We start from the raw sequence: 22,189 nt of genomic DNA, 5'->3' as shown, positions 1-22,189 counted from the left end.
ATGAAAGCTCTGCTCGATCTATTCAAGCAAGTCCAACAGCCTGAAGTTTTTGACGCGATCAAGATCGGTCTGGCCTCGCCAGACAAGATCCGTTCGTGGTCGTTCGGTGAAGTTAAGAAGCCGGAAACCATCAACTACCGGACGTTCAAGCCGGAACGCGATGGTCTGTTCTGCGCGAAGATCTTCGGGCCGATCAAAGACTACGAATGCCTTTGCGGCAAGTACAAGCGCCTGAAGCATCGTGGCGTGATCTGTGAAAAGTGCGGCGTCGAAGTGACGCTCGCGAAGGTGCGTCGCGAACGGATGGGCCACATTGAGTTGGCCTCGCCGGTCGCTCACATCTGGTTCCTGAAGTCGCTGCCGTCGCGTCTGGGCATGGTGCTCGACATGACGCTGCGCGACATCGAACGCGTGCTGTACTTCGAAGCATACGTGGTGATCGACCCGGGCATGACGCCGCTGAAAGCGCGGCAGATCATGACCGAAGAGGATTACTACAACAAGGTCGAAGAGTACGGTGACGAATTCCGTGCCGAGATGGGCGCGGAAGGTGTTCGCGAACTGCTGCGCGCGATCAATATCGACGAACAGGTCGAGATGCTGCGCACTGAACTCAAGAACACGGGTTCGGAAGCGAAGATCAAGAAGTACGCGAAGCGCCTGAAGGTGCTCGAGGCTTTCCAACGTTCGGGCATCAAGCCGGACTGGATGGTGCTCGAAGTGCTGCCGGTGCTGCCGCCGGAACTGCGTCCGCTGGTGCCGCTGGATGGCGGCCGTTTCGCGACGTCGGACCTGAACGATCTGTATCGCCGTGTGATCAACCGTAACAACCGGTTGAAGCGTCTGCTCGAATTGAAGGCGCCTGAAATCATCGTCCGCAACGAAAAGCGGATGCTGCAGGAAGCTGTCGATTCGCTGCTCGACAACGGTCGTCGCGGTAAGGCAATGACCGGCGCGAACAAGCGTCCGCTGAAGTCGCTCGCTGACATGATCAAGGGTAAGGGCGGTCGTTTCCGTCAGAACTTGCTCGGTAAGCGCGTTGACTACTCCGGTCGTTCGGTGATCGTGGTCGGCCCGACGCTCAAGCTGCATCAGTGCGGTCTGCCGAAGCTGATGGCGCTCGAACTGTTCAAGCCGTTCATCTTCAACAAGCTGGAAGTGATGGGTGTTGCTACCACCATCAAGGCTGCGAAGAAGGAAGTCGAGAATCAGACAGCCGTGGTGTGGGACATCCTCGAAGAGGTGATCCGCGAGCATCCGGTCATGCTGAACCGTGCGCCGACGCTGCACCGCCTTGGCATTCAGGCTTTCGAGCCGGTGCTGATCGAAGGTAAGGCTATCCAGCTGCACCCGCTCGTTTGCGCGGCGTTCAACGCCGACTTCGACGGTGACCAGATGGCTGTGCACGTGCCGCTGTCGCTTGAAGCGCAGATGGAAGCGCGTACGCTGATGCTGGCGTCGAACAACATCCTGTTCCCGGCCAACGGCGATCCGTCGATCGTGCCGTCGCAGGATATCGTGCTCGGCCTGTACTACGCGTCGCGTGAAGCTGTGAATGCCAAGGGCGAAGGTCTGACGTTCACCGGCGTGTCGGAAGCACTGCGCGCTTACGAGAACAAGGAAGTCGAGCTGGCCTCGCGCGTCAACGTGCGGATCACGGAAATGGTCCATAACGAAGACACGTCGGAAGGCGCGCCGAAGTTCGTGCCGAAGATTACGCTGTATCCGACGACCGTTGGCCGTTCGATCCTGTCGGAAATTCTGCCGCCGGGTCTGCCGTTCTCGGTGCTGAACAAGCCGCTGAAGAAGAAGGAAATCTCGCGTCTGATCAACACCGCATTCCGCAAGTGCGGTCTGCGTGAGACGGTGATTTTTGCCGACCAGCTGATGCAGATGGGTTTCCGTCTGGCAACGCGCGCCGGTATTTCGATTTGCGTCGACGACATGCTCGTGCCGCCGCAAAAAGAACAGATCGTCGGCGATGCTGCGAAGAAGGTGAAGGAATACGACCGTCAGTACATGTCGGGTCTCGTCACGTCGCAAGAGCGCTACAACAACGTGGTCGACATCTGGTCGGCAACGTCGGAAGCGGTCGGCAAGGCGATGATGGAACAGCTGTCGACGGAACCGGTGGTCGATCGCGACGGCAACGAAACGCGTCAGGAATCGTTCAACTCCATCTACATGATGGCGGACTCGGGTGCTCGTGGTTCCGCAGTTCAGATTCGTCAGCTGGCCGGTATGCGTGGCCTGATGGCGAAGCCGGACGGCTCGATCATCGAGACGCCGATTACGGCGAACTTCCGTGAAGGCCTGAACGTGTTGCAGTACTTCATCTCGACCCACGGTGCACGTAAGGGTCTGGCTGATACGGCACTGAAGACGGCCAACTCGGGTTACCTGACGCGTCGCCTGGTCGACGTGACGCAGGATCTGGTGGTGGTCGAGGACGACTGCGGTACGTCCAACGGCGTCGCCATGAAGGCGTTGGTCGAAGGCGGTGAAGTCGTCGAAGCACTGCGTGACCGTATCCTCGGTCGCGTGACGGTGGCTGACGTCGTCAATCCTGAATCGCAGGAAACGCTGTACGAAACGGGCACGTTGCTCGACGAAGACGCGGTCGAAGAAATCGAACGCCTCGGCATCGACGAAGTGCGCGTGCGTACGCCGCTGACTTGCGAAACGCGTTACGGTCTGTGCGCAGCCTGCTATGGCCGCGACCTGGGTCGTGGCTCGTCGGTCAACGTTGGCGAAGCAGTCGGTGTGATCGCTGCTCAGTCGATCGGTGAACCGGGCACGCAGCTCACGATGCGTACGTTCCACATCGGTGGTGCGGCGTCGCGTGCGGCAGTGGCTTCGTCGGTTGAAGCCAAGTCGAACGGTACGGTGCGTTTCACGGCGACCATGCGTTACGTTACCAACGCGAAGGGCGAGCAGATCGTCATTTCGCGTTCGGGCGAAGCCATGATCACCGACGACCACGGCCGCGAGCGTGAACGCCACAAGGTGCCGTACGGCGCGACGCTGTTGCAACTGGACGGCGCGCAGATCAAGGCCGGCACGCAACTGGCGACGTGGGATCCGATGACGCGTCCGATCATCACCGAGTACGGTGGTATGGTGAAGTTCGAAAACGTCGAAGAAGGCGTGACGGTTGCCAAGCAGATCGACGATGTGACGGGTCTCTCGACGCTGGTCGTGATCGACGTGAAGCGCCGCGGTTCGCAAGCGTCGAAGACGGTGCGTCCGCAGGTCAAGCTGCTCGACGCGAACGGCGAAGAAGTCAAGATCCCGAACACCGAGCACTCGGTGCAGATCGGCTTCCAGGTCGGCGCTCTGATCACCGTGAAGGACGGTCAGCAAGTGCAGGTCGGTGAAGTGCTGGCACGTATCCCGGTTGAATCGCAAAAGACTCGCGACATTACCGGTGGTCTGCCGCGTGTGGCCGAACTGTTCGAAGCGCGCTCGCCGAAGGACGCCGGTATTCTGGCGGAAGTCACGGGCACGACGTCGTTCGGTAAGGACACGAAGGGCAAGCAGCGTCTCGTTATCACGGACCTCGAAGGCAATCAGCACGAGTTCCTGATCGCGAAGGAAAAGCAGGTTCTGGTGCACGATGGTCAGGTCGTCAACAAGGGCGAAATGATTGTCGACGGGCCGGCTGATCCGCACGACATTCTGCGTTTGCAGGGCGTCGAAGCGCTGGCGCGCTACATCGTGGACGAAGTGCAGGACGTGTATCGTCTGCAGGGCGTGAAGATCAATGACAAGCACATTGAAGTGATCGTCCGTCAGATGCTGCGCCGTGTGCAGATCGTCGATAACGGTGACACGCGCTTCATCATGGGCGAACAGGTCGAGCGCTCGGATATGCTCGACGAGAACGACCGGATGGCTGCGGAAGACAAGATCCCGGCAACCTACGACAACGTGCTGCTCGGTATCACGAAGGCATCGCTGTCGACCGATTCGTTCATCTCCGCGGCGTCGTTCCAGGAAACGACTCGCGTGCTGACCGAAGCGGCGATCATGGGCAAGCGCGACGATTTGCGCGGGCTGAAGGAAAACGTGATCGTTGGTCGTCTGATTCCGGCTGGTACGGGTCTCGCGTTCCACAAGGCACGCAAGAGCAAGGAACTGTCCGACCGTGAGCGTTTCGATCAGATCGCAGCGGAAGAGTCGTTCGAATTCGGTACGCCGGAAACCCCGGCCGCCGAACAGCAGCACTCAGGCGAGTAAGTCCCGGCGGCGCAAGCCGCTCGGGCTCACCAGCCAGCGAAGCCGCTCAGTTTCGACTGAGCGGCTTTTTTTATGCGCCTCATTTTTGTGCGGTTTTGTGGATTCGTAGGCCAAACGGCTAACGTTTGTGCAAAGCGCGGGCGCAGCACGAATGGGTTGGTAAAATTCGTGTCACCGGCATTACGCTGCTTCTCTCAAATTCATGTCCCGTCCGCTCGAAATCCTCAACGAAGTCTTCGGTTACCCCGCGTTCAGAGGACAGCAGGGCGAAATTGTCGAGCACGTCGCCGGCGGCGGCGATTGCCTCGTGCTGATGCCGACGGGCGGCGGCAAGTCGTTGTGCTATCAGATTCCGTCACTGGTGCGGCGCGAAGCTGGATGCGGAGCGGGGATCGTGGTGTCTCCGCTGATCGCATTGATGCAGGACCAGGTCGCCGCGCTCACGGAAGTCGGTGTGCGCGCCGCGTACCTGAACTCGACGCTGTCGAGCGCGGAAGCGATGGCTACCGAGCGCGCGTTGCGCGAAGGCGAAATCGATCTGTTGTATGTGGCGCCGGAACGGTTGATGACGCCTCGTTTCCAGGAACTGCTCGAGCGCACGCGCATCGGCCTGTTCGCAATCGACGAAGCGCATTGCGTATCGCAATGGGGTCACGATTTCCGTCCTGAATATATTCAGCTGTCGGTACTGCACGAGCGCTTTCCGAACGTGCCGCGCATCGCGCTTACCGCGACCGCCGACGCGATCACACGCGACGAAATCATCCACCGCCTCGCGCTTGATGACGCGCGCATCTTCGTTTCGAGTTTCGATCGGCCCAATATCCGTTACCGCATCGTCGAAAAAGATAATGCGCGCGCTCAACTGCTCGACTTCATTCGCGCCGAACATTCGAGGCCGGACGGTACGACCGACGCCGGCGTGGTGTATTGCCTGTCGCGGCGCAAGGTCGAAGAAACGGCCGAGTGGTTGAAAGAGAAAGGCATGCGCGCGTTGCCTTACCACGCCGGCATGGAGTTCGAAATCCGCCAGAAGCATCAGGAGATGTTTCAGCGCGAGGAAGGCATTGTGATGTGCGCGACGATCGCCTTTGGTATGGGTATCGACAAGCCGGACGTGCGCTTTGTGGCTCACCTTGATTTGCCGAAGAGCGTTGAAGGCTACTATCAGGAAACCGGTCGCGCCGGCCGCGATGGCATGCCCGCCAATGCCTGGATGGCATACGGTCTTGGCGACGTCGTGCAGCAGCGCAAGATGATTGACGAGTCCGACGCCGACGATGCGCATAAGCGTGTTCAGACAGGCAAGCTCGACGCTTTACTTGGCCTGTGCGAAGCGGCGACCTGCCGCCGGGTGCGGTTGCTCGCGTATTTCGGAGAATCGAGCAAGCCTTGCGGCAACTGTGACAACTGCATCGAACCGCCTGACACATGGGACGCGACGCGCGAAGCGCAGATGGCGCTGTCCTGCGTATTCCGCGCGCAGCGGGCGAGCGGCTTTCATTTCGGCGCCGGGCACTTGATCGATATTCTCCGCGGTAACCGCAGCGAGAAGGTCCTGCAACGTGGCCACGAAAAGCTGACCACGTTCGGAATCGGCGCCGGGCTCGGCGAGCCCGAGTGGCGCGCTATCTTCCGTCAGCTCGTCGCATTCGGCTACCTCACCGTCGACCACGAAGGTTTCGGCTCGCTGGTACTGACTGAGGCTGCTAAAGCCGTGCTGAAGAGTGAGCAGAATGTCACGATGCGCCGCTATGTGAAGCCCACGCGTACACGTCAGTCGTCCAGTCGCACAAGCGAGCGGGCCGACCCGACGATCGGTATGGGCCCGCGCGAGCGTGCCCGCTGGGAGCGCCTGCGCACCTGGCGCACGGAGACGGCGAAGAGCGATGGCGTGCCGGCCTATGTCATCTTCCACGACGCCACGCTGGCGGAAATTGCCCGCAACGGTCCCGATTCCATCGAGGATTTGCGTGGTATTCCTGGCATGGGTGCGCGCAAACTCGACCGTTTCGGCGACGAATTGCTGGAAGTTGTCGCCGCCGACTGAGACCCGGCGAGCGCTGTTTGAGGTCGGCAGGCGTGCGAAACATTGCAACCTGTTGACTCGCTTAGCATTTTCGGAATATTATGCTAGGTTCCGGTTCTTGGAATGCCTGTGCGCGAAGTGAATTCGTGCGCTGACACCTTGGTCCGGGAGTTCGATGCGCAATCGTTTCTGCTTTGCCCGGAAACAGATGCGTCGATTTTGTTCAATTTCAGGAATAAACAATGCCAACCATCAATCAACTGGTTCGCAAAGGCCGCGCGTCGGAAACGACGAAGAGCAAGAGCCCGGCTTTGCAGGACTGCCCCCAGCGGCGTGGCGTGTGCACCCGTGTGTACACCACGACGCCTAAGAAGCCGAACTCGGCACTCCGTAAGGTTGCCAAGGTGCGCCTGACGAACGGCTTCGAAGTCATTTCGTACATCGGTGGTGAAGGCCACAACCTGCAGGAACACTCGGTCGTGCTGATTCGCGGCGGCCGTGTTAAGGACTTGCCGGGTGTGCGTTACCACATGGTTCGCGGCTCGCTGGATACCCAGGGCGTCAAGGATCGTAAGCAAGCTCGCTCGAAGTACGGCGCGAAGCGTGCCAAGGCTGGCAAGTAATTAGCCGGTCAATGTAGTTTCAGGTCGCCTGTAAGGGCGGTAATAGCGGTGGTGCCGGAATCGCCGGTGCTGTCGAGTAAGTGGTCACCCGACCAGGCTGGTAAGTCGTTAGGGATGAATCGGGTTAGTTGGTGGCCGCGGGGCTGATAGACAGCTCCAACTGAAAAGTAAAGGAAGAAACATGCCGCGTCGTCGCGAAGTCCCCAAGCGGGAAGTGTTGCCGGATCCGAAGTTCGGTAACGTAGATGTAGCTAAGTTCATGAACGTGCTGATGCTCTCCGGCAAGAAGTCGGTTGCTGAGCGCATTGTGTACGGCGCTTTCGAACAGATCCAGACCAAGGGTGGCAAGGACCCGCTGGAAGTGTTCACGGTAGCGCTCAACAACGTCAAGCCGGTGGTCGAAGTTAAGAGCCGCCGCGTTGGTGGTGCGAACTATCAGGTTCCGGTCGAAGTGCGTCCGTCGCGTCGTATGGCATTGGCGATGCGTTGGTTGCGTGAAGCCGCGAAGAAGCGCAGCGAGAAGTCGATGGCCCTGCGTCTGGCAGGTGAACTCTCCGAAGCGGCCGAAGGCCGTGGCGGCGCGATGAAGAAGCGCGACGAAGTTCACCGGATGGCAGAAGCCAACAAGGCGTTCTCGCACTTCCGTTTCTAAGCTTCCCGAACCCGGGTTTAGCAGAAAAACGGAAAGAAATTCCGGGCGGGTGCGCTTACAAAGCGCCTCGCCCGTTTGTGTTACAGCGCGATGGGTATTTTCTCGCATCGCGTCATCCCAATTGAGGATTAAAGTGGCTCGCAAGACACCTATCGAGCGCTACCGTAACATCGGTATTAGCGCTCACATCGACGCCGGCAAAACGACGACGACCGAGCGCATCCTGTTCTACACCGGCGTGAACCACAAGATTGGTGAAGTTCACGACGGCGCTGCCACCATGGACTGGATGGAGCAGGAGCAGGAACGCGGCATTACGATCACGTCCGCTGCTACCACGGCATTCTGGAAAGGCATGGCCGGCGACCGTGCTGAGCACCGCATCAACATCATCGACACCCCGGGCCACGTTGACTTCACGATTGAAGTTGAGCGCTCGATGCGCGTGCTCGACGGTGCATGCATGGTGTACTGCGCAGTGGGCGGCGTGCAGCCGCAGTCGGAAACCGTGTGGCGTCAAGCTAACAAGTACAAGGTTCCCCGTCTCGCGTTCATCAACAAGATGGACCGTACCGGCGCGAACTTCTTCAAGGTTTACGACCAGCTCAAGCTGCGTCTGAAGGCGAACCCGGTTCCGGTCGTTGTACCTATCGGCGCAGAAGAAACGTTTACGGGCGTGGTCGATCTGCTGAAGATGAAGGCGATCATTTGGGACGAAGCGTCCCAAGGCACGAAGTTCTCGTACGAAGAAATCCCGGCTGAGCTCCTCGACACGTGCAATGAATGGCGCGAGAAGATGGTCGAAGCGGCGGCAGAGTCGAACGAAGACCTGATGAACAAGTACCTCGAGTCGGGCGAACTGACGGAAGCGGAAATCATCAAGGGTCTGCGCGACCGTACGATCGCGTGCGAAATCCAGCCGATGCTGTGTGGTACCGCGTTCAAGAACAAGGGTGTGCAACGGATGCTGGACGCCGTGCTCGACTTCCTGCCGTCGCCGATCGACATTCCGCCGGTTACGGGTGAACTCGAAAACGGTGAAAAGGCCGAGCGTCGCGCAGCTGACGACGAGAAGTTCTCGTCCCTCGCGTTCAAGATCATGACCGATCCGTTTGTCGGCCAGTTGATCTTCTTCCGTGTGTACTCCGGTACGACGAAGTCGGGTGACACGCTGCTGAACGCGACCAAGGACAAGAAGGAACGTCTCGGTCGTATTCTGTTGATGCACGCAAACCAGCGTGAAGAAATCAAGGAAGTGCACGCAGGCGACATCGCTGCTGCAGTTGGCTTGAAAGACGCGACCACGGGCGACACGCTGTGCGATCCGCTGCACCCGATCGTGCTTGAACGCATGATTTTCCCGGAGCCGGTGATTTCGCAGGCTGTTGAGCCGAAGACGAAACCCGACCAGGAAAAGATGGGTCTGGCGCTGAATCGTCTGGCTCAGGAAGATCCGTCGTTCCGCGTTCAAACGGACGAAGAATCGGGTCAAACCATTATTTCGGGTATGGGCGAGCTCCACCTCGAAATTCTGGTCGACCGGATGAAGCGTGAATTCGGCGTCGAAGCAACGGTCGGCAAGCCGCAGGTTGCTTACCGCGAAACGATCCGCGGCAAGGCGGAAGACGTCGACGGCAAGTTCGTCAAGCAGTCGGGTGGTCGCGGCCAGTACGGTCACGCGGTCATCACGCTCGAGCCGAATGAGCAAGGCAAGGGCTACGAGTTCCTGGACGAGATCAAGGGCGGTGTGATTCCGCGTGAATACATCCCGGCAGTCGACAAGGGTATCCAGGAAACGCTGAAGGCTGGCGTGCTGGCAGGCTTCCCGGTCGTTGACGTGAAGGTTCACTTGACGTTCGGTTCGTACCACGATGTTGACTCGAACGAAAATGCGTTCCGCATGGCCGGTTCGATGGCGTTCAAGGAAGCAATGCGCAAGGCTCAGCCGGTCATCCTCGAACCGATGATGGCCGTCGAAGTCGAAACGCCGGAAGACTACATGGGCAACGTGATGGGCGATCTGTCGGGCCGTCGCGGTATTGTTCAGGGCATGGAAGACATGATCGGCGGCGGCAAGATCGTTCGCGCTGAAGTTCCGCTGTCGGAAATGTTCGGCTACTCGACTTCGCTGCGTTCGCTGAGCCAAGGCCGTGCAACGTACACGATGGAGTTCAAGCACTACTCCGAAGCACCGCGCAACGTGTCTGAAGCGATCATCAACGCGAAGTCGAAGTAATCGCGCGGCAAGTCATTCAACGATTAACTTTTTGAAAGAAGAGAAACATGGCTAAAGGTAAATTCGAACGGACCAAGCCGCACGTGAACGTCGGCACGATCGGTCACGTTGACCACGGCAAGACCACGCTGACGGCAGCGATCACGACGGTTCTGACCAAGAAGTTTGGCGGCGAAGCAAAGGCATACGACCAGATCGACGCGGCGCCGGAAGAAAAGGCACGTGGTATCACGATCAACACGGCGCACGTCGAGTACGAAACGGCTAACCGCCACTACGCGCACGTCGATTGCCCGGGCCACGCTGACTATGTGAAGAACATGATCACGGGCGCAGCGCAGATGGACGGCGCGATCCTGGTGTGCTCGGCCGCAGACGGCCCGATGCCGCAAACGCGTGAGCACATTCTGCTGGCGCGTCAGGTTGGCGTTCCGTACATCATCGTGTTCCTGAACAAGTGCGACATGGTGGACGACGCAGAGCTGCTGGAGCTCGTCGAGATGGAAGTTCGTGAACTTCTGTCGAAGTACGACTTCCCGGGCGACGACACGCCGATCATCAAGGGTTCGGCCAAGCTGGCGCTGGAAGGCGACACGGGCGAGCTGGGCGAAGTGGCGATCATGAATCTGGCCGACGCGCTGGACACGTACATCCCGACGCCGGAGCGCGCAGTTGACGGTGCGTTCCTGATGCCGGTGGAAGACGTGTTCTCGATCTCGGGTCGCGGCACGGTGGTGACGGGTCGCGTTGAGCGCGGCGTCGTGAAGGTCGGCGAAGAAATCGAAATCGTGGGTATCAAGCCGACGGTGAAGACGACCTGCACGGGCGTGGAAATGTTCCGCAAGCTGCTCGACCAGGGTCAGGCAGGCGACAACGTGGGTATCCTGCTGCGCGGCACGAAGCGTGAAGACGTGGAGCGTGGTCAGGTTCTGGCGAAGCCGGGCTCGATCAACCCGCACACGCACTTCACGGCTGAAGTGTACGTGCTGAGCAAGGACGAAGGCGGCCGCCACACGCCGTTCTTCAACAACTATCGTCCGCAGTTCTACTTCCGTACGACGGACGTGACGGGCTCGATCGAGTTGCCGAAGGACAAGGAAATGGTCATGCCGGGCGACAACGTGTCGATCACGGTGAAGCTGATCAACCCGATCGCGATGGAAGAAGGTCTGCGCTTCGCAATTCGCGAAGGCGGCCGTACGGTCGGTGCTGGTGTCGTTGCCAAGATTCTCGAGTAAAATCGAGGGTTGAAGTTGCAATAAGTGGTGCCCGGAGCCGGGCGCCGCCCCATGGCGGGTGTCCGGCTCTACGTTCTTTTACTATCTGGCGGCGCAATACCGCCTCGCTCTTTCCAAGGAATTGTCATGCCGAATCAAAAAATCCGCATTCGCCTGAAGGCTTTCGATTATCGCTTGATCGATCAATCGGCAGCAGAAATCGTCGACACGGCAAAGCGGACAGGCGCAATCGTTCGTGGTCCGGTGCCCCTGCCGACCCGCATTCAACGTTTCGACATCCTGCGTTCGCCGCACGTCAACAAGACGTCGCGTGATCAGCTCGAAATCCGTACGCATCAACGTCTGATGGACATCGTCGATCCGACGGACAAGACCGTTGACGCACTGATGAAGCTGGACCTGCCGGCTGGCGTGGACGTGGAAATCAAGCTGCAATAAGGCTTCCAGAGGTTGTCCGGCGTGCTGGACAACGCTAAGTCATTGATTGCTTGCGGAAAACGAAAAGCCTCGCTATAATGCAAGGCTTTTCGCGCATTTGCGCAAAAAAGTCGGTGTGCTGCAGCATGAATTCATGCCCGAAACGGCGCCGGCATTTTGTAAATTAGCCCCGACCAATCGCAGTCGGGAATGGAGAAAACGATGAGCCTTGGACTCGTAGGTCGCAAGGTTGGCATGACCCGTATCTTCACGGCAGAAGGGGATTCGATTCCCGTTACCGTGCTGGACGTGTCCGACAACCGCGTGACGCAGATCAAGACTGTTGAAACCGACGGCTACACCGCCGTGCAGGTTGCATTCGGTACGCGCCGTGCATCGCGTGTGACGAAGCCGTTGGCCGGTCATCTCGCCAAAGCCGGTGTTCAAGCCGGTGAAATCCTCAAAGAATTCCAGATCGATGCTGCCAAGGCTGCCGAGTTGTCGAACGGCACCGTGGTCGGTCCCGACCTGTTCGAAGTAGGCCAGAAGGTCGACGTGCAAGGCGTGTCGATCGGTAAGGGCTACGCCGGTACCATCAAGCGTTACAACTTCGCATCCGGCCGTGCATCGCACGGTAACTCGCGCTCGCACAACGTGCCGGGTTCGATCGGTATGGCGCAGGATCCGGGTCGTGTTTTCCCGGGTAAGCGCATGACCGGTCACATGGGTGACGATACGGTAACCGTGCAAAACCTCGAAATCGCTCGTATCGACGCTGACCGCAAGCTGTTGCTGGTCAAGGGCGCCGTTCCGGGTGCGAAGGGTGGCAAGGTATTCGTTACGCCGGCCGTGAAGACGCGTGCCGTGAAAGGAGCGAAATAATGGAACTTAAGCTCCTGAATGCCAATGGTCAGGAAGGTGCAGGCGTTAGCGCGTCGGACGTAGTGTTCGGTCGCGATTACAACGAAGCCCTGATTCACCAGGTAGTGGTGGCGTATCAAGCGAATGCCCGTAGCGGTAACCGCGCGCAGAAGGACCGTGAGCAAGTCAAGCACACGACCAAGAAGCCGTGGCGCCAGAAGGGTACGGGCCGTGCCCGTGCCGGTATGTCGTCGAGCCCGTTGTGGCGCGGCGGTGGCCGGATCTTCCCGAATTCGCCGGAAGAAAACTTTTCGCACAAGGTCAACAAGAAGATGCATCGCGCAGGTCTCTGCTCGATCTTCTCGCAGCTGGCCCGCGAAGGCCGCATCTCGGTGGTCGACGAGCTGACGCTCGAGGCGCCGAAGACGAAGCTGCTGGCCGAAAAATTCAAGGCGATGGGTCTCGACTCCGTGCTGGTGATTACCGACACGGTTGACGAAAACCTGTACCTCGCGTCACGCAACCTGGCCCATGTGGCAGTTGTCGAGCCGCGTTACGCCGACCCGCTGTCGCTGATCTACTTCAAGAAGATCCTGATCACGAAGGCTGCGGTCGCCCAGATCGAGGAGTTGCTGTCATGAGCGAGATTCGCAAAAACGATCATCGTTTGATGCAGGTCCTGCTCGCGCCGGTGATCTCCGAAAAGGCGACGCTGGTGGCCGACAAGAACGAGCAAGTTGTGTTCGAAGTCGCGCCCGATGCCACGAAGCAGGAAGTGAAAGCCGCAGTCGAGCTGCTGTTCAAGGTGGAAGTCAATTCCGTCAACGTGCTGGTCTCGAAAGGCAAAGCCAAGCGCTTTGGCCGTTTCATGGGCAAGCGCAAGGACGTGAAGAAGGCGTACGTCTGCCTGAAGCCCGGCCAGGAAATCAACTTTGAAGCGGAGGCCAAGTAATCATGGCAATCGTTAAAGTTAAGCCGACTTCGCCGGGTCGCCGCGCGATGGTCAAAGTGGTCAACAAGGATCTGCATAAGGGCAAGCCGTTCGCACCGCTGCTCGATTCGCAATCCTCGACCGCCGGCCGTAACAACAACGGCCACATCACCACGCGCCATAAGGGTGGTGGTCACAAGCATCACTATCGTGTCGTCGATTTCCGTCGCACGAAGGATGGCATTCCGGCTAAGGTCGAACGTCTCGAGTACGATCCGAACCGTAGCGCGAACATCGCGCTGGTTCTGTACGCAGACGGCGAGCGCAAGTACATCATCGCTCCGAAGGGTGTGTCGGTTGGTCAGCAACTGATGTCGGGTTCGGAAGCTCCGATCCGCGCAGGTAACACGCTGCCGATTCGCAACATTCCGGTCGGTACGACGATTCACTGCATCGAAATGCTGCCGGGCAAGGGCGCGCAAATGGCGCGTTCGGCTGGCACATCGGCGATGTTGCTGGCTCGTGAAGGCATCTACGCACAGGTCCGCCTGCGCTCAGGTGAAATCCGCCGCGTTCACGTTGAATGCCGCGCGACGATTGGTGAAGTTGGCAACGAAGAGCATAGCCTCCGTCAAATCGGTAAGGCTGGCGCGAATCGCTGGCGCGGTATCCGCCCGACGGTGCGTGGCGTTGCAATGAACCCGGTCGATCACCCGCACGGTGGTGGTGAAGGCAAGACGGCTGCAGGTCGCGATCCGGTGAGCCCGTGGGGCACGCCTGCTAAGGGTTATCGCACCCGCAGCAATAAGCGCACGACGAGCATGATCGTCCAGCGCCGTCACAAGCGTTAAGGAGTAGGCAATGGCACGTTCTGTAAAAAAAGGTCCGTTCTGCGACGCCCATTTGCTGAAGAAAGTTGAGTCGGCAGCTGCTGCGCGTGACAAGAAGCCGATCAAAACCTGGTCGCGTCGTTCGACAATTTTGCCGGATTTCATCGGTCTGACGATTGCTGTGCATAACGGCCGTCAACACGTCCCGGTGTACATCTCGGAAAACATGGTCGGCCACAAGCTTGGCGAGTTTGCATTGACCCGGACGTTCAAGGGTCATGCAGCCGACAAGAAGGCTAAGAAATAAGGGGCTCATGATGGAAGTGAAAGCAATTCATCGCGGTGCCCGCATCTCGGCGCAGAAAACGCGCCTTGTGGCTGACCAGATCCGCGGTTTGCCGGTCGACAAGGCGTTGAACGTTCTGACGTTCTCGCCGAAGAAGGCTGCGGGAATCGTGAAAAAGGTCGTGCTGTCGGCGATCGCGAATGCGGAGCACAACGAAGGCGCCGATATCGACGAGCTCAAGGTAACGAGCATCATGGTCGACAAGGCTGCATCGCTCAAGCGTTTTACCGCGCGCGCTAAAGGCCGTGGTAACCGCATCGAGAAGCAATCCTGTCACATCACTGTGACGGTCGGGAATTAAGGGGTCATACGATGGGACAGAAAATTCATCCGACTGGCTTCCGTTTGGCCGTCAGCCGCAATTGGGCGTCGCGTTGGTACGCGAACAACAACAATTTCGCGGCGATGTTGCAGGAAGACATCGGTGTTCGTGAATACCTGAAGAAGAAGCTGAAAAACGCTTCGGTTGGCCGCGTCGTCATCGAGCGTCCGGCGAAAAACGCGCGCATCACGATTTATAGTTCGCGTCCGGGTGTCGTCATCGGTAAGAAGGGCGAGGATATCGAGCTGCTGAAGTCGGAACTGCAACGCCGCATGGGCGTTCCGGTCCACGTCAACATCGAAGAAATCCGCAAGCCGGAAACCGATGCGCAACTGATCGCTGACTCGATCACGCAACAACTCGAGCGCCGGATTATGTTCCGCCGCGCGATGAAGCGTGCGATGCAAAACGCAATGCGTCTGGGTGCTCAAGGCATCAAGATCATGAGCGCTGGCCGCCTGAACGGTATCGAAATCGCTCGTACGGAATGGTATCGCGAAGGTCGCGTGCCCCTTCATACGCTGCGTGCTGATATCGACTACGCAACTTCGGAAGCGAAGACGACGTACGGCATCATCGGCGTGAAGGTGTGGGTCTACAAGGGCGACACGCTTGGCCGCAACGACGCACCGGTGGTTGAAGAAGTCACCGAAGAAAAGCGTCCGCGCCGCAACGCACGTCCGGGTGGCGATCGCCGTCCGCGTCGCGATGGTGAAGGTGGTGGCCCGGCAGGTGCACGCCGTGGCGCTCCTCGTCGTGCTGGCGGTGCCGGCGACGGCGGGAAGACTGGAGAATAACGATGCTGCAACCGAAACGCAGAAAGTATCGCAAAGAGCAGAAGGGTCGTAACACCGGTATCGCTACCCGCGGCAACGCGGTGTCGTTCGGTGAGTTCGGCCTGAAGGCTATCGGTCGTGGTCGCTTGACCGCGCGCCAGATTGAAGCGGCACGTCGTGCAATGACGCGTCACATCAAACGTGGTGGCCGCATCTGGATCCGCATCTTCCCGGACAAGCCGATCTCGCACAAGCCGGCTGAAGTACGTATGGGTAACGGTAAAGGTAACCCTGAGTACTACGTCGCGGAGATTCAACCGGGCAAGATGCTGTACGAAATGGACGGCGTAACCGAAGAGCTGGCACGCGAAGCGTTCCGTCTGGCTGCAGCTAAGCTGCCGCTTAAGACGACGTTTATCGTGCGTCAGCTCGGCGCCTAAGGAGCAAATGATGAAGGCTTCCGAACTTCACCAGAAAGATCAGGCCGCGCTCAACAAGGAGCTGTCGGACCTGTTGAAGGCGCAATTCGGCCTGCGCATGCAACTCGCGACCCAGCAGCTCACGAACACGAGCCAGCTGAAGAAGGTTCGTCGCGACATCGCACGTGTGCGGACCGTCCTGACTGAGAAGGCGAACCAGAAATGAACGATAGCGTAAAAACCTCGCTCAAGCGGACGCTGGTCGGCAAGGTCGTCAGCAACAAGATGGACAAGACGGTCACCGTGCTGGTTGAGCACCGCGTGAAGCACCCGATCTACGGCAAGTACGTTGTGCGTTCGAAGAAGTACCACGCGCACGACGATGCGAACACGTACAACGAGGGCGACCTCGTTGAAATCCAGGAAACGCGTCCGATTTCGAAGACGAAAGCTTGGGTTGTGGCTCGCCTGCTCGAGGCTGCTCGCGTCATCTGACGCCGCAAAGTTGTAGAAGTAGTTGAAGTCGCAGTAAGTTTCGCTTGCAAGACCGAGATTATTTGTTATAATCTCGGTCTTCCCTCTTTTATGGGAGCCCCGTCGCGGGCGAAGTTGGTGGGGGAAGCGGTTCAGGCGCCAGTCTGTTCCGAAGGATTCACCGGATTGCGATGGCGGGTTTCGTTTGCCGTCGCTGCTGTTCATACCCAAGCAGCCGATTGGCTGACGGGACCAAGACTGACCGGGTACGCCATGGTGGTGTGACCGGATTAAGTTGGGATAGATAAACCATGATCCAGACCGAAACTCGGCTTGAAGTGGCCGACAACACGGGTGCGCGTGAAGTCATGTGCATCAAGGTGCTCGGCGGCTCGAAGCGTCGTTATGCCAGCATTGGCGACATCATTAAGGTGACCGTCAAAGAAGCAACGCCGCGCGGGCGCGTAAAGAAAGGCGAAATTTATAACGCCGTGGTGGTTCGCACCGCCAAGGGCGTGCGCCGTCAGGACGGCTCGCTGATCAAGTTCGATGGCAATGCGGCAGTGCTGTTGAATGCCAAGCTCGAACCTATTGGCACCCGTATTTTCGGGCCTGTTACGCGCGAGTTGCGCAGCGAACGATTCATGAAGATCGTTTCGTTGGCACCTGAAGTGCTGTAAGGAGTCGCGATGAACAAGATTCGCAAAGGTGACGAAGTTATCGTCATCACCGGCAAAGATAAGGGCAAGCGCGGCATCGTGCTGTCCGTTGGCGAAGACAAAGTCATTGTCGAGGGTATCAACCTCGTCAAGAAGCACGTCAAGCCGAACCCGATGAAGGGTACGACGGGCGGTGTGGAAGCCAAGACGATGCCGCTGCAAATTTCGAACGTCGCATTGGTCGACGCGAATGGCAAGGCGTCGCGTGTAGGCATCAAGGTCGAAGGGGACAAGAAGGTTCGTTTCCTTAAGACGACCGGTGCTGTGCTGAGCGCCTGACGCAGCGGAGTAAAAAAATGGCTCGTTTGCAAGAGTTTTACAAAGAAAAGGTTGTACCCGGCCTCACTGAGAAGTTCGGTTACAAGTCCGTGATGGAAGTGCCGCGCATCACCAAGATCACCCTGAACATGGGCCTTGGCGAAGCGGTTGCTGACAAGAAGATCATCGAAAACGCCGTTGGCGACCTGACGAAGATCGCAGGCCAGAAGCCGGTGATCACGAAGGCACGCAAGGCAATCGCTGGCTTCAAGATCCGTCAGGGCTATCCGATCGGTGCAATGGTCACGTTGCGTGGTCAGGCAATGTACGAATTTCTGGACCGTTTCGTGACGGTTGCGCTCCCCCGTGTGCGTGACTTCCGTGGCGTGTCGGGTCGTGCGTTCGATGGTCGCGGCAACTACAACATCGGTGTGAAAGAGCAGATCATTTTCCCCGAAATCGACTACGACAAGATCGACGCACTGCGTGGGCTGAACATCAGCATCACGACAACTGCGAAGACCGACGACGAAGCAAAGGCTCTGCTCGCCAGCTTCAAGTTCCCGTTCAGAAACTGAGGTTACCGTGGCTAAACTGGCACTGATCGAACGTGAAAAGAAGCGTGCTCGCCTGGCTGCTAAGTACGCTCCCAAGCGTGCTGAGCTGAAAGCGATCATCGGCGATATGAGCAAGTCGGACGAAGAGCATTACGTAGCACGTCTGGAACTGCAGCAACTGCCGCGCAACTCTAACCCGACCCGTAAGCGCAATCGTTGTGCAATTACCGGTCGCCCACGTGGCACGTTCCGTAAATTCGGGCTGGCGCGTAACAAGATTCGCGAAATCGCGTTCCGCGGCGAGATCCCTGGCCTGACCAAGGCGAGCTGGTAATAGGAGAAACGTAAATGAGCATGAGTGATCCTATCGCCGATATGCTGACTCGCATCCGCAATGCGCAGATGGTTGAGAAAGTTTCGGTGACAATGCCCTCGTCGAAAGTCAAGGTTGCGATTGCGCAGGTCCTTAAGGACGAAGGCTATATCGATGATTTCGCAGTGAAGTCCGAAGGTGCGAAGTCTGAATTGAACATCGTGTTGAAGTACTACGCTGGCCGTCCGGTGATCGAGCGCATTGAACGCGTTTCGAAGCCTGGTCTGCGTGTGTACCGCGGCCGTAACGACATCCCCGTGGTCATGAATGGCCTCGGCGTGGCAATCGTGTCGACGCCGAAGGGCGTGATGACGGACCGCAAGGCGCGTGCAACGGGCGTTGGCGGCGAAGTCATCTGCTACGTCGCTTAAGGCCGAAAGGAGAGAAACATGTCTCGAGTAGGTAAAAGCCCGATCGCGCTGCAAGGCGCAGAAGTGGCCCTGAGCGACGAACGCATTACCGTCAAGGGCCCGCTGGGTACGATTTCGCAGGCTGCAAACAGCCTCGTGAAGGTGGTGAACGACAACGGCACGCTGAAATTCGAGCCGGTGGGCGAAAGCCGCGAAGCGAATGCGATGTCGGGCACGATGCGCGCACTTGTTGCGAACATGGTGAACGGCGTGACGAAGGGTTTCGAGCGCAAGCTGACGCTGGTTGGCGTCGGTTACCGCGCACAGGCGCAAGGCGACAAGCTGAACCTGTCGCTGGGTTTCTCGCACCCCGTGGTGCACCAGATGCCGGAAGGCGTCAAGGCTGAAACCCCGACGCAAACCGAAATCGTGATCAAGGGGATCAATAAGCAACAAGTTGGCCAAGTCGCTGCAGAAGTGCGCGGCTATCGCCCGCCGGAGCCCTACAAGGGCAAGGGTGTGCGTTACGCCAACGAGGTTGTGATCCTCAAAGAAACGAAGAAGAAGTAAGGGTGCGCAATCATGGATAAGACTCAATCTCGCCTGCGCCGCGCTCGTCAGACGCGTATCAAGATCACTGAGCTGCAGGTCGCGCGTCTCGCCGTGCATCGCACGAACACGCACATCTATGCGCAAGTGTTCTCGCCGTGTGGCACCAAGGTGCTCGCTAGCGCGTCGACGCTCGAAGCCGAAGTGCGTGCGCAATTGGCTGATCAGACGGGCAAGGGCGGCAACGTCGCTGCTGCGACCCTGATCGGTAAGCGCATTGCAGAAAAGGCTAAGGCTGCCGGCATCGAATCCGTCGCCTTTGACCGTTCAGGTTTCCGTTACCACGGCCGCGTGAAAGCGCTGGCTGATGCGGCACGCGAAGCCGGACTCAAGTTCTAAGGGAAGAATTCGTCATGGCAAAGATGCAAGCGAAAGTTCAGGCTGACGAACGCGACGACGGCCTTCGTGAAAAAATGATTTCGGTCAACCGCGTGACCAAGGTCGTGAAGGGTGGCCGGATTCTCGGTTTCGCCGCACTGACCGTGGTTGGCGACGGTGATGGCCGCATCGGCATGGGCAAGGGCAAAGCGAAGGAAGTTCCGGTTGCTGTTCAAAAGGCAATGGAACAAGCTCGCCGCAACATGTTCAAGGTGCCGCTGAAGAACGGTACGTTGCAACACGAAGTGCACGGTAAGCACGGCGCATCCGCAGTCCTCCTCGCTCCGGCGAAGGACGGTACGGGCGTGATCGCTGGCGGCCCGATGCGCGCAGTGTTCGACGTGATGGGCGTGCAAAACGTGGTTGCTAAGAGCCACGGTTCGACGAACCCGTACAACCTCGTTCGTGCAACCCTCGACGGTCTGCGCAAGCAGTCGACGCCGGGTGATATCGCGGCGAAGCGCGGCAAGTCCGTCGAAGATATTCTGGGCTAAGGTGGACACCATGTCTGATAAAACTGTCAAGGTCCAGCTCGTCAAGAGCCTGATCGGCACTCGTGAAACGCACCGTGCAACGGTGCGTGGCTTGGGCCTGCGCCGACTCAACTCGGTTAGCGAGTTGCAGGACACGCCGGCTGTGCGCGGCATGATCAACAAGGTTTCGTACCTCGTTAAGGTCATCAGCTAAGCGGCTGACCAGGACTCAAGGAGTTGATAATGGAATTGAATAACCTGAAGCCGGCTGAAGGCTCGAAGCACGCTAAGCGTCGCGTCGGCCGTGGTATCGGCTCCGGTCTGGGCAAGACTGCTGGCCGTGGTCACAAAGGTCAGAAGTCGCGTTCGGGCGGCTTTCACAAGGTTGGCTTCGAAGGCGGTCAAATGCCGCTGCAACGTCGCCTGCCGAAGCGTGGCTTCACCTCGCTGACGAAGGAATTCGTTGGTGAAGTGCGTCTCTCTGATCTGGAAAAGCTGCCGGTCGACGAAATCGATCTGTTGGCTCTGAAGCAAGCCGGCCTGCTCGGCGAGCTGATCAAGAGTGCCAAGATCATCGCGACGGGCGAGCTGAAGCGCAAGGTCGTTGTGAAGGGTCTGGGTGCGACGAAGGGTGCGCGTGCTGCTATTGAAGCAGCAGGCGGCTCTTTTGCCGAGTAACGAGCAAGTTATTTGCCGTCACTAGCATTTGCATCGGAGAAGGTACTTGGCTAACAGTCCGAGTCTCGCAAAACCCGGTCGCAGCGCGGCGAAATTTGGCGATCTGCGTCGGCGTGCAGTGTTCCTGCTGCTGGCGTTGGTCGTCTACCGTATCGGCGCGCACATTCCGGTGCCGGGTATTGACCCGGACCAACTGGCAAAGTTGTTCCAAAGCCAGTCGGGCGGCATCCTTGGCATGTTCAACATGTTCTCGGGTGGCGCGCTTTCGCGGTTCACGATTTTTGCGCTTGGGATCATGCCGTACATTTCGGCGTCGATCATCATGCAGTTGCTGGCGATTGTCTCGCCGCAACTGGAAGCGCTGAAAAAGGAAGGGCAGGCGGGTCAACGGAAGATTACGCAGTACACGCGTATCTTTACGGTCCTGCTGGCGACGTTCCAGGCGTTCGGCATTGCCGTCGCACTGGAAAATCAGCCGGGCCTGGTGATCGATCCGGGAATGGTATTTCGGTTGACGACGGTCGTGACGCTGGTGACCGGCACGATGTTCCTGATGTGGCTGGGTGAGCAGATCACGGAACGCGGGCTTGGCAACGGTATCTCGATCATCATTTTCGGCGGTATTGCGGCGGGTTTCCCGAACGCAATCGGTGGTCTTTTCGAATTGGTGCGAACCGGCTCGATGAGCATCATCTCGGCGATTATCGTGGTCGCGCTGATTGCCGGTGTGACGTATCTGGTGGTGTTCATTGAACGCGGCCAGCGCAAGATTCTTGTGAATTACGCCAAGCGGCAAGTCGGTAACAAGATTTACGGCGGTCAGTCTTCGCATTTGCCGCTGAAGTTGAATATGTCGGGCGTGATTCCGCCGATCTTTGCATCGTCGATCATTCTCTTCCCGGCAACCATCCTGAACTGGTTTAGTTCGGGGTCGCGTGCCAGCTGGTTCGCAGACACGTTGCATAACGTGGCCGAAGCTCTTAAGCCCGGTCAACCCGTGTACGTGTTGCTGTACGCGTTGGCGATCGTCTTCTTCTGCTTCTTCTACACCGCACTGGTGTTCAACAGCAGGGAAACGGCCGACAACCTGAAAAAGAGTGGCGCTTTCGTCCCAGGCATCCGCCCGGGCGATCAAACCGCGCGGTACATCGACCGCATCCTGACGCGTCTGACGCTGGCTGGTGCGATCTACATCGTGTTTGTTTGTCTGCTGCCTGAATTTTTGGTACTGCGCTGGAACGTGCCGTTTTATTTTGGTGGAACGTCGCTGCTGATCATTGTCGTCGTCACAATGGATTTCATGGCGCAGGTGCAGTCGTACGTTATGTCGCAACAGTATGAATCGCTGCTGAAGAAAGCTAATTTCAAAGGCGGCGGCGTCCCGATGCGTTGAAAGGACTT

General features: G+C 58.4%; 28 protein-coding genes. All 28 read left to right on the top strand.

Annotated features, from left to right (window positions below; genetic code table 11):
• Positions 1-4,239, top strand: coding sequence for a DNA-directed RNA polymerase subunit beta' (gene rpoC, locus PQR40_RS22660; protein WP_408241258.1), 4,239 nt, complete (start codon positions 1-3; stop codon positions 4,237-4,239).
• Between the two features lie 202 nt (positions 4,240-4,441).
• Positions 4,442-6,289 (top strand): DNA helicase RecQ, encoded by a 1,848-nt coding sequence (recQ, locus tag PQR40_RS22655; protein ID WP_408241256.1) that lies wholly within the window; start codon positions 4,442-4,444, stop codon positions 6,287-6,289.
• Positions 6,290-6,510: 221 nt separating this feature from the next.
• A complete protein-coding gene (gene rpsL / locus PQR40_RS22650; protein ID WP_006998493.1) occupies positions 6,511-6,891 on the top strand; it encodes a 30S ribosomal protein S12 in 381 nt (126 codons plus the stop codon).
• A gap of 181 nt (positions 6,892-7,072) precedes the next feature.
• Positions 7,073-7,543, top strand: coding sequence for a 30S ribosomal protein S7 (gene rpsG, locus PQR40_RS22645; RefSeq protein ID WP_006053291.1), 471 nt, complete (start codon positions 7,073-7,075; stop codon positions 7,541-7,543).
• Positions 7,544-7,676: 133 nt separating this feature from the next.
• A complete protein-coding gene (gene fusA / locus PQR40_RS22640; RefSeq protein WP_408241253.1) occupies positions 7,677-9,779 on the top strand; it encodes an elongation factor G in 2,103 nt (700 codons plus the stop codon).
• Between the two features lie 47 nt (positions 9,780-9,826).
• Complete coding sequence (tuf, locus tag PQR40_RS22635) at positions 9,827-11,017, top strand: elongation factor Tu (RefSeq protein ID WP_063497539.1); 1,191 nt, start codon at positions 9,827-9,829, stop codon at positions 11,015-11,017.
• A gap of 126 nt (positions 11,018-11,143) precedes the next feature.
• The gene (rpsJ, locus tag PQR40_RS22630) at positions 11,144-11,455 is read left to right on the top strand and encodes a 30S ribosomal protein S10 (protein WP_091019600.1); all 312 of its coding nucleotides are present in this window, start codon (positions 11,144-11,146) and stop codon (positions 11,453-11,455) included.
• A 201-nt stretch (positions 11,456-11,656) separates the two neighbouring features.
• Positions 11,657-12,316 carry a 50S ribosomal protein L3 gene (gene rplC, locus PQR40_RS22625; RefSeq protein WP_007180137.1) on the top strand — a complete coding sequence of 220 codons (660 nt, stop codon included), beginning with the start codon at positions 11,657-11,659 and terminating at the stop codon, positions 12,314-12,316.
• On the top strand, positions 12,316-12,936 hold the full coding sequence (rplD, locus tag PQR40_RS22620) for a 50S ribosomal protein L4 (RefSeq protein ID WP_007180136.1): 621 nt from the start codon (positions 12,316-12,318) through the stop codon (positions 12,934-12,936). The genes rplC and rplD overlap by 1 nt, the downstream gene beginning before the upstream one ends.
• Positions 12,933-13,247, top strand: a complete 315-nt coding sequence (gene rplW, locus PQR40_RS22615) for a 50S ribosomal protein L23 (protein ID WP_007180135.1) — start codon at positions 12,933-12,935, stop codon at positions 13,245-13,247. Before rplD ends, rplW begins: the two co-directional genes overlap by 4 nt.
• 2 nt (positions 13,248-13,249) lie before the next feature.
• Complete coding sequence (gene rplB / locus PQR40_RS22610; protein ID WP_408509895.1) at positions 13,250-14,077, top strand: 50S ribosomal protein L2; 828 nt, start codon at positions 13,250-13,252, stop codon at positions 14,075-14,077.
• Positions 14,078-14,087: 10 nt separating this feature from the next.
• Positions 14,088-14,363: a 30S ribosomal protein S19 gene (gene rpsS / locus PQR40_RS22605; protein ID WP_054036552.1), complete on the top strand. Its 276-nt coding sequence runs from the start codon at positions 14,088-14,090 to the stop codon at positions 14,361-14,363.
• A gap of 7 nt (positions 14,364-14,370) precedes the next feature.
• Positions 14,371-14,703, top strand: coding sequence for a 50S ribosomal protein L22 (gene rplV / locus PQR40_RS22600; RefSeq protein WP_197070230.1), 333 nt, complete (start codon positions 14,371-14,373; stop codon positions 14,701-14,703).
• Between the two features lie 11 nt (positions 14,704-14,714).
• Positions 14,715-15,521 carry a 30S ribosomal protein S3 gene (gene rpsC / locus PQR40_RS22595; protein WP_408509894.1) on the top strand — a complete coding sequence of 269 codons (807 nt, stop codon included), beginning with the start codon at positions 14,715-14,717 and terminating at the stop codon, positions 15,519-15,521.
• Between the two features lie 2 nt (positions 15,522-15,523).
• Positions 15,524-15,940 (top strand): 50S ribosomal protein L16, encoded by a 417-nt coding sequence (gene rplP, locus PQR40_RS22590; protein WP_007180131.1) that lies wholly within the window; start codon positions 15,524-15,526, stop codon positions 15,938-15,940.
• A gap of 10 nt (positions 15,941-15,950) precedes the next feature.
• Positions 15,951-16,145 (top strand): 50S ribosomal protein L29, encoded by a 195-nt coding sequence (gene rpmC, locus PQR40_RS22585; protein WP_007180130.1) that lies wholly within the window; start codon positions 15,951-15,953, stop codon positions 16,143-16,145.
• Positions 16,142-16,414 carry a 30S ribosomal protein S17 gene (rpsQ, locus tag PQR40_RS22580; RefSeq protein ID WP_408241246.1) on the top strand — a complete coding sequence of 91 codons (273 nt, stop codon included), beginning with the start codon at positions 16,142-16,144 and terminating at the stop codon, positions 16,412-16,414. The genes rpmC and rpsQ overlap by 4 nt, the downstream gene beginning before the upstream one ends.
• A gap of 290 nt (positions 16,415-16,704) precedes the next feature.
• Entirely contained in the window at positions 16,705-17,073 is a 369-nt protein-coding gene (rplN, locus tag PQR40_RS22575) for a 50S ribosomal protein L14 (protein WP_006052212.1), read from the top strand.
• 9 nt (positions 17,074-17,082) lie between these two features.
• Complete coding sequence (gene rplX / locus PQR40_RS22570; protein WP_408241244.1) at positions 17,083-17,391, top strand: 50S ribosomal protein L24; 309 nt, start codon at positions 17,083-17,085, stop codon at positions 17,389-17,391.
• A gap of 17 nt (positions 17,392-17,408) precedes the next feature.
• On the top strand, positions 17,409-17,948 hold the full coding sequence (gene rplE, locus PQR40_RS22565) for a 50S ribosomal protein L5 (RefSeq protein WP_091019622.1): 540 nt from the start codon (positions 17,409-17,411) through the stop codon (positions 17,946-17,948).
• A gap of 7 nt (positions 17,949-17,955) precedes the next feature.
• Positions 17,956-18,261 carry a 30S ribosomal protein S14 gene (gene rpsN / locus PQR40_RS22560; protein ID WP_120289167.1) on the top strand — a complete coding sequence of 102 codons (306 nt, stop codon included), beginning with the start codon at positions 17,956-17,958 and terminating at the stop codon, positions 18,259-18,261.
• 14 nt (positions 18,262-18,275) lie between these two features.
• Positions 18,276-18,671, top strand: coding sequence for a 30S ribosomal protein S8 (gene rpsH / locus PQR40_RS22555; protein WP_006052216.1), 396 nt, complete (start codon positions 18,276-18,278; stop codon positions 18,669-18,671).
• An 18-nt stretch (positions 18,672-18,689) separates the two neighbouring features.
• Positions 18,690-19,220, top strand: coding sequence for a 50S ribosomal protein L6 (rplF, locus tag PQR40_RS22550; protein WP_370711630.1), 531 nt, complete (start codon positions 18,690-18,692; stop codon positions 19,218-19,220).
• Positions 19,221-19,232: 12 nt separating this feature from the next.
• Entirely contained in the window at positions 19,233-19,598 is a 366-nt protein-coding gene (rplR, locus tag PQR40_RS22545; RefSeq protein ID WP_102632854.1) for a 50S ribosomal protein L18, read from the top strand.
• A gap of 14 nt (positions 19,599-19,612) precedes the next feature.
• A complete protein-coding gene (rpsE, locus tag PQR40_RS22540; RefSeq protein WP_007180127.1) occupies positions 19,613-20,131 on the top strand; it encodes a 30S ribosomal protein S5 in 519 nt (172 codons plus the stop codon).
• A gap of 10 nt (positions 20,132-20,141) precedes the next feature.
• Positions 20,142-20,324 carry a 50S ribosomal protein L30 gene (rpmD, locus tag PQR40_RS22535; RefSeq protein WP_007180126.1) on the top strand — a complete coding sequence of 61 codons (183 nt, stop codon included), beginning with the start codon at positions 20,142-20,144 and terminating at the stop codon, positions 20,322-20,324.
• 29 nt (positions 20,325-20,353) lie between these two features.
• The gene (rplO, locus tag PQR40_RS22530; protein WP_074281990.1) at positions 20,354-20,788 is read left to right on the top strand and encodes a 50S ribosomal protein L15; all 435 of its coding nucleotides are present in this window, start codon (positions 20,354-20,356) and stop codon (positions 20,786-20,788) included.
• A 46-nt stretch (positions 20,789-20,834) separates the two neighbouring features.
• Positions 20,835-22,181 carry a preprotein translocase subunit SecY gene (secY, locus tag PQR40_RS22525; protein ID WP_408241239.1) on the top strand — a complete coding sequence of 449 codons (1,347 nt, stop codon included), beginning with the start codon at positions 20,835-20,837 and terminating at the stop codon, positions 22,179-22,181.
• Positions 22,182-22,189: the final 8 nt, after the last annotated feature.

The sequence above is a fragment of the Paraburkholderia sediminicola genome, from assembly GCF_046026855.1.
GTDB classification, from domain to species: domain Bacteria; phylum Pseudomonadota; class Gammaproteobacteria; order Burkholderiales; family Burkholderiaceae; genus Paraburkholderia; species Paraburkholderia sediminicola_A.
The sequence above is the reverse complement of the archived record's forward strand: the minus strand, read 5'-3'. Positions and strand labels throughout refer to the sequence as shown.

Excerpts from the sequence above, each read along its gene's own strand:
- rpsH (WP_006052216.1), top strand. The coding sequence starts at position 18,276 with ATGAGCATGAGTGATCCTATCGCCGATATGCTGACTCGCATCCGCAAT.
- rplC (WP_007180137.1), top strand. The coding sequence starts at position 11,657 with ATGAGCCTTGGACTCGTAGGTCGCAAGGTTGGCATGACCCGTATCTTC.
- rpsE (WP_007180127.1), top strand. The coding sequence starts at position 19,613 with ATGGCAAAGATGCAAGCGAAAGTTCAGGCTGACGAACGCGACGACGGC.
- rplF (WP_370711630.1), top strand. The coding sequence starts at position 18,690 with ATGTCTCGAGTAGGTAAAAGCCCGATCGCGCTGCAAGGCGCAGAAGTG.
- rplO (WP_074281990.1), top strand. The coding sequence starts at position 20,354 with ATGGAATTGAATAACCTGAAGCCGGCTGAAGGCTCGAAGCACGCTAAG.
- rpoC (WP_408241258.1), top strand. The coding sequence starts at position 1 with ATGAAAGCTCTGCTCGATCTATTCAAGCAAGTCCAACAGCCTGAAGTT.
- rpsL (WP_006998493.1), top strand. The coding sequence starts at position 6,511 with ATGCCAACCATCAATCAACTGGTTCGCAAAGGCCGCGCGTCGGAAACG.
- rpmC (WP_007180130.1), top strand. The coding sequence starts at position 15,951 with ATGAAGGCTTCCGAACTTCACCAGAAAGATCAGGCCGCGCTCAACAAG.
- rplR (WP_102632854.1), top strand. The coding sequence starts at position 19,233 with ATGGATAAGACTCAATCTCGCCTGCGCCGCGCTCGTCAGACGCGTATC.
- recQ (WP_408241256.1), top strand. The coding sequence starts at position 4,442 with ATGTCCCGTCCGCTCGAAATCCTCAACGAAGTCTTCGGTTACCCCGCG.
- rplV (WP_197070230.1), top strand. The coding sequence starts at position 14,371 with ATGATGGAAGTGAAAGCAATTCATCGCGGTGCCCGCATCTCGGCGCAG.
- rplX (WP_408241244.1), top strand. The coding sequence starts at position 17,083 with ATGAACAAGATTCGCAAAGGTGACGAAGTTATCGTCATCACCGGCAAA.
- rpsS (WP_054036552.1), top strand. The coding sequence starts at position 14,088 with ATGGCACGTTCTGTAAAAAAAGGTCCGTTCTGCGACGCCCATTTGCTG.
- tuf (WP_063497539.1), top strand. The coding sequence starts at position 9,827 with ATGGCTAAAGGTAAATTCGAACGGACCAAGCCGCACGTGAACGTCGGC.
- rplN (WP_006052212.1), top strand. The coding sequence starts at position 16,705 with ATGATCCAGACCGAAACTCGGCTTGAAGTGGCCGACAACACGGGTGCG.
- rpsG (WP_006053291.1), top strand. The coding sequence starts at position 7,073 with ATGCCGCGTCGTCGCGAAGTCCCCAAGCGGGAAGTGTTGCCGGATCCG.
- rpsC (WP_408509894.1), top strand. The coding sequence starts at position 14,715 with ATGGGACAGAAAATTCATCCGACTGGCTTCCGTTTGGCCGTCAGCCGC.
- rpsJ (WP_091019600.1), top strand. The coding sequence starts at position 11,144 with ATGCCGAATCAAAAAATCCGCATTCGCCTGAAGGCTTTCGATTATCGC.
- rpsQ (WP_408241246.1), top strand. The coding sequence starts at position 16,142 with ATGAACGATAGCGTAAAAACCTCGCTCAAGCGGACGCTGGTCGGCAAG.
- rplB (WP_408509895.1), top strand. The coding sequence starts at position 13,250 with ATGGCAATCGTTAAAGTTAAGCCGACTTCGCCGGGTCGCCGCGCGATG.
- rplE (WP_091019622.1), top strand. The coding sequence starts at position 17,409 with ATGGCTCGTTTGCAAGAGTTTTACAAAGAAAAGGTTGTACCCGGCCTC.
- rplD (WP_007180136.1), top strand. The coding sequence starts at position 12,316 with ATGGAACTTAAGCTCCTGAATGCCAATGGTCAGGAAGGTGCAGGCGTT.
- rplP (WP_007180131.1), top strand. The coding sequence starts at position 15,524 with ATGCTGCAACCGAAACGCAGAAAGTATCGCAAAGAGCAGAAGGGTCGT.
- rpmD (WP_007180126.1), top strand. The coding sequence starts at position 20,142 with ATGTCTGATAAAACTGTCAAGGTCCAGCTCGTCAAGAGCCTGATCGGC.
- rplW (WP_007180135.1), top strand. The coding sequence starts at position 12,933 with ATGAGCGAGATTCGCAAAAACGATCATCGTTTGATGCAGGTCCTGCTC.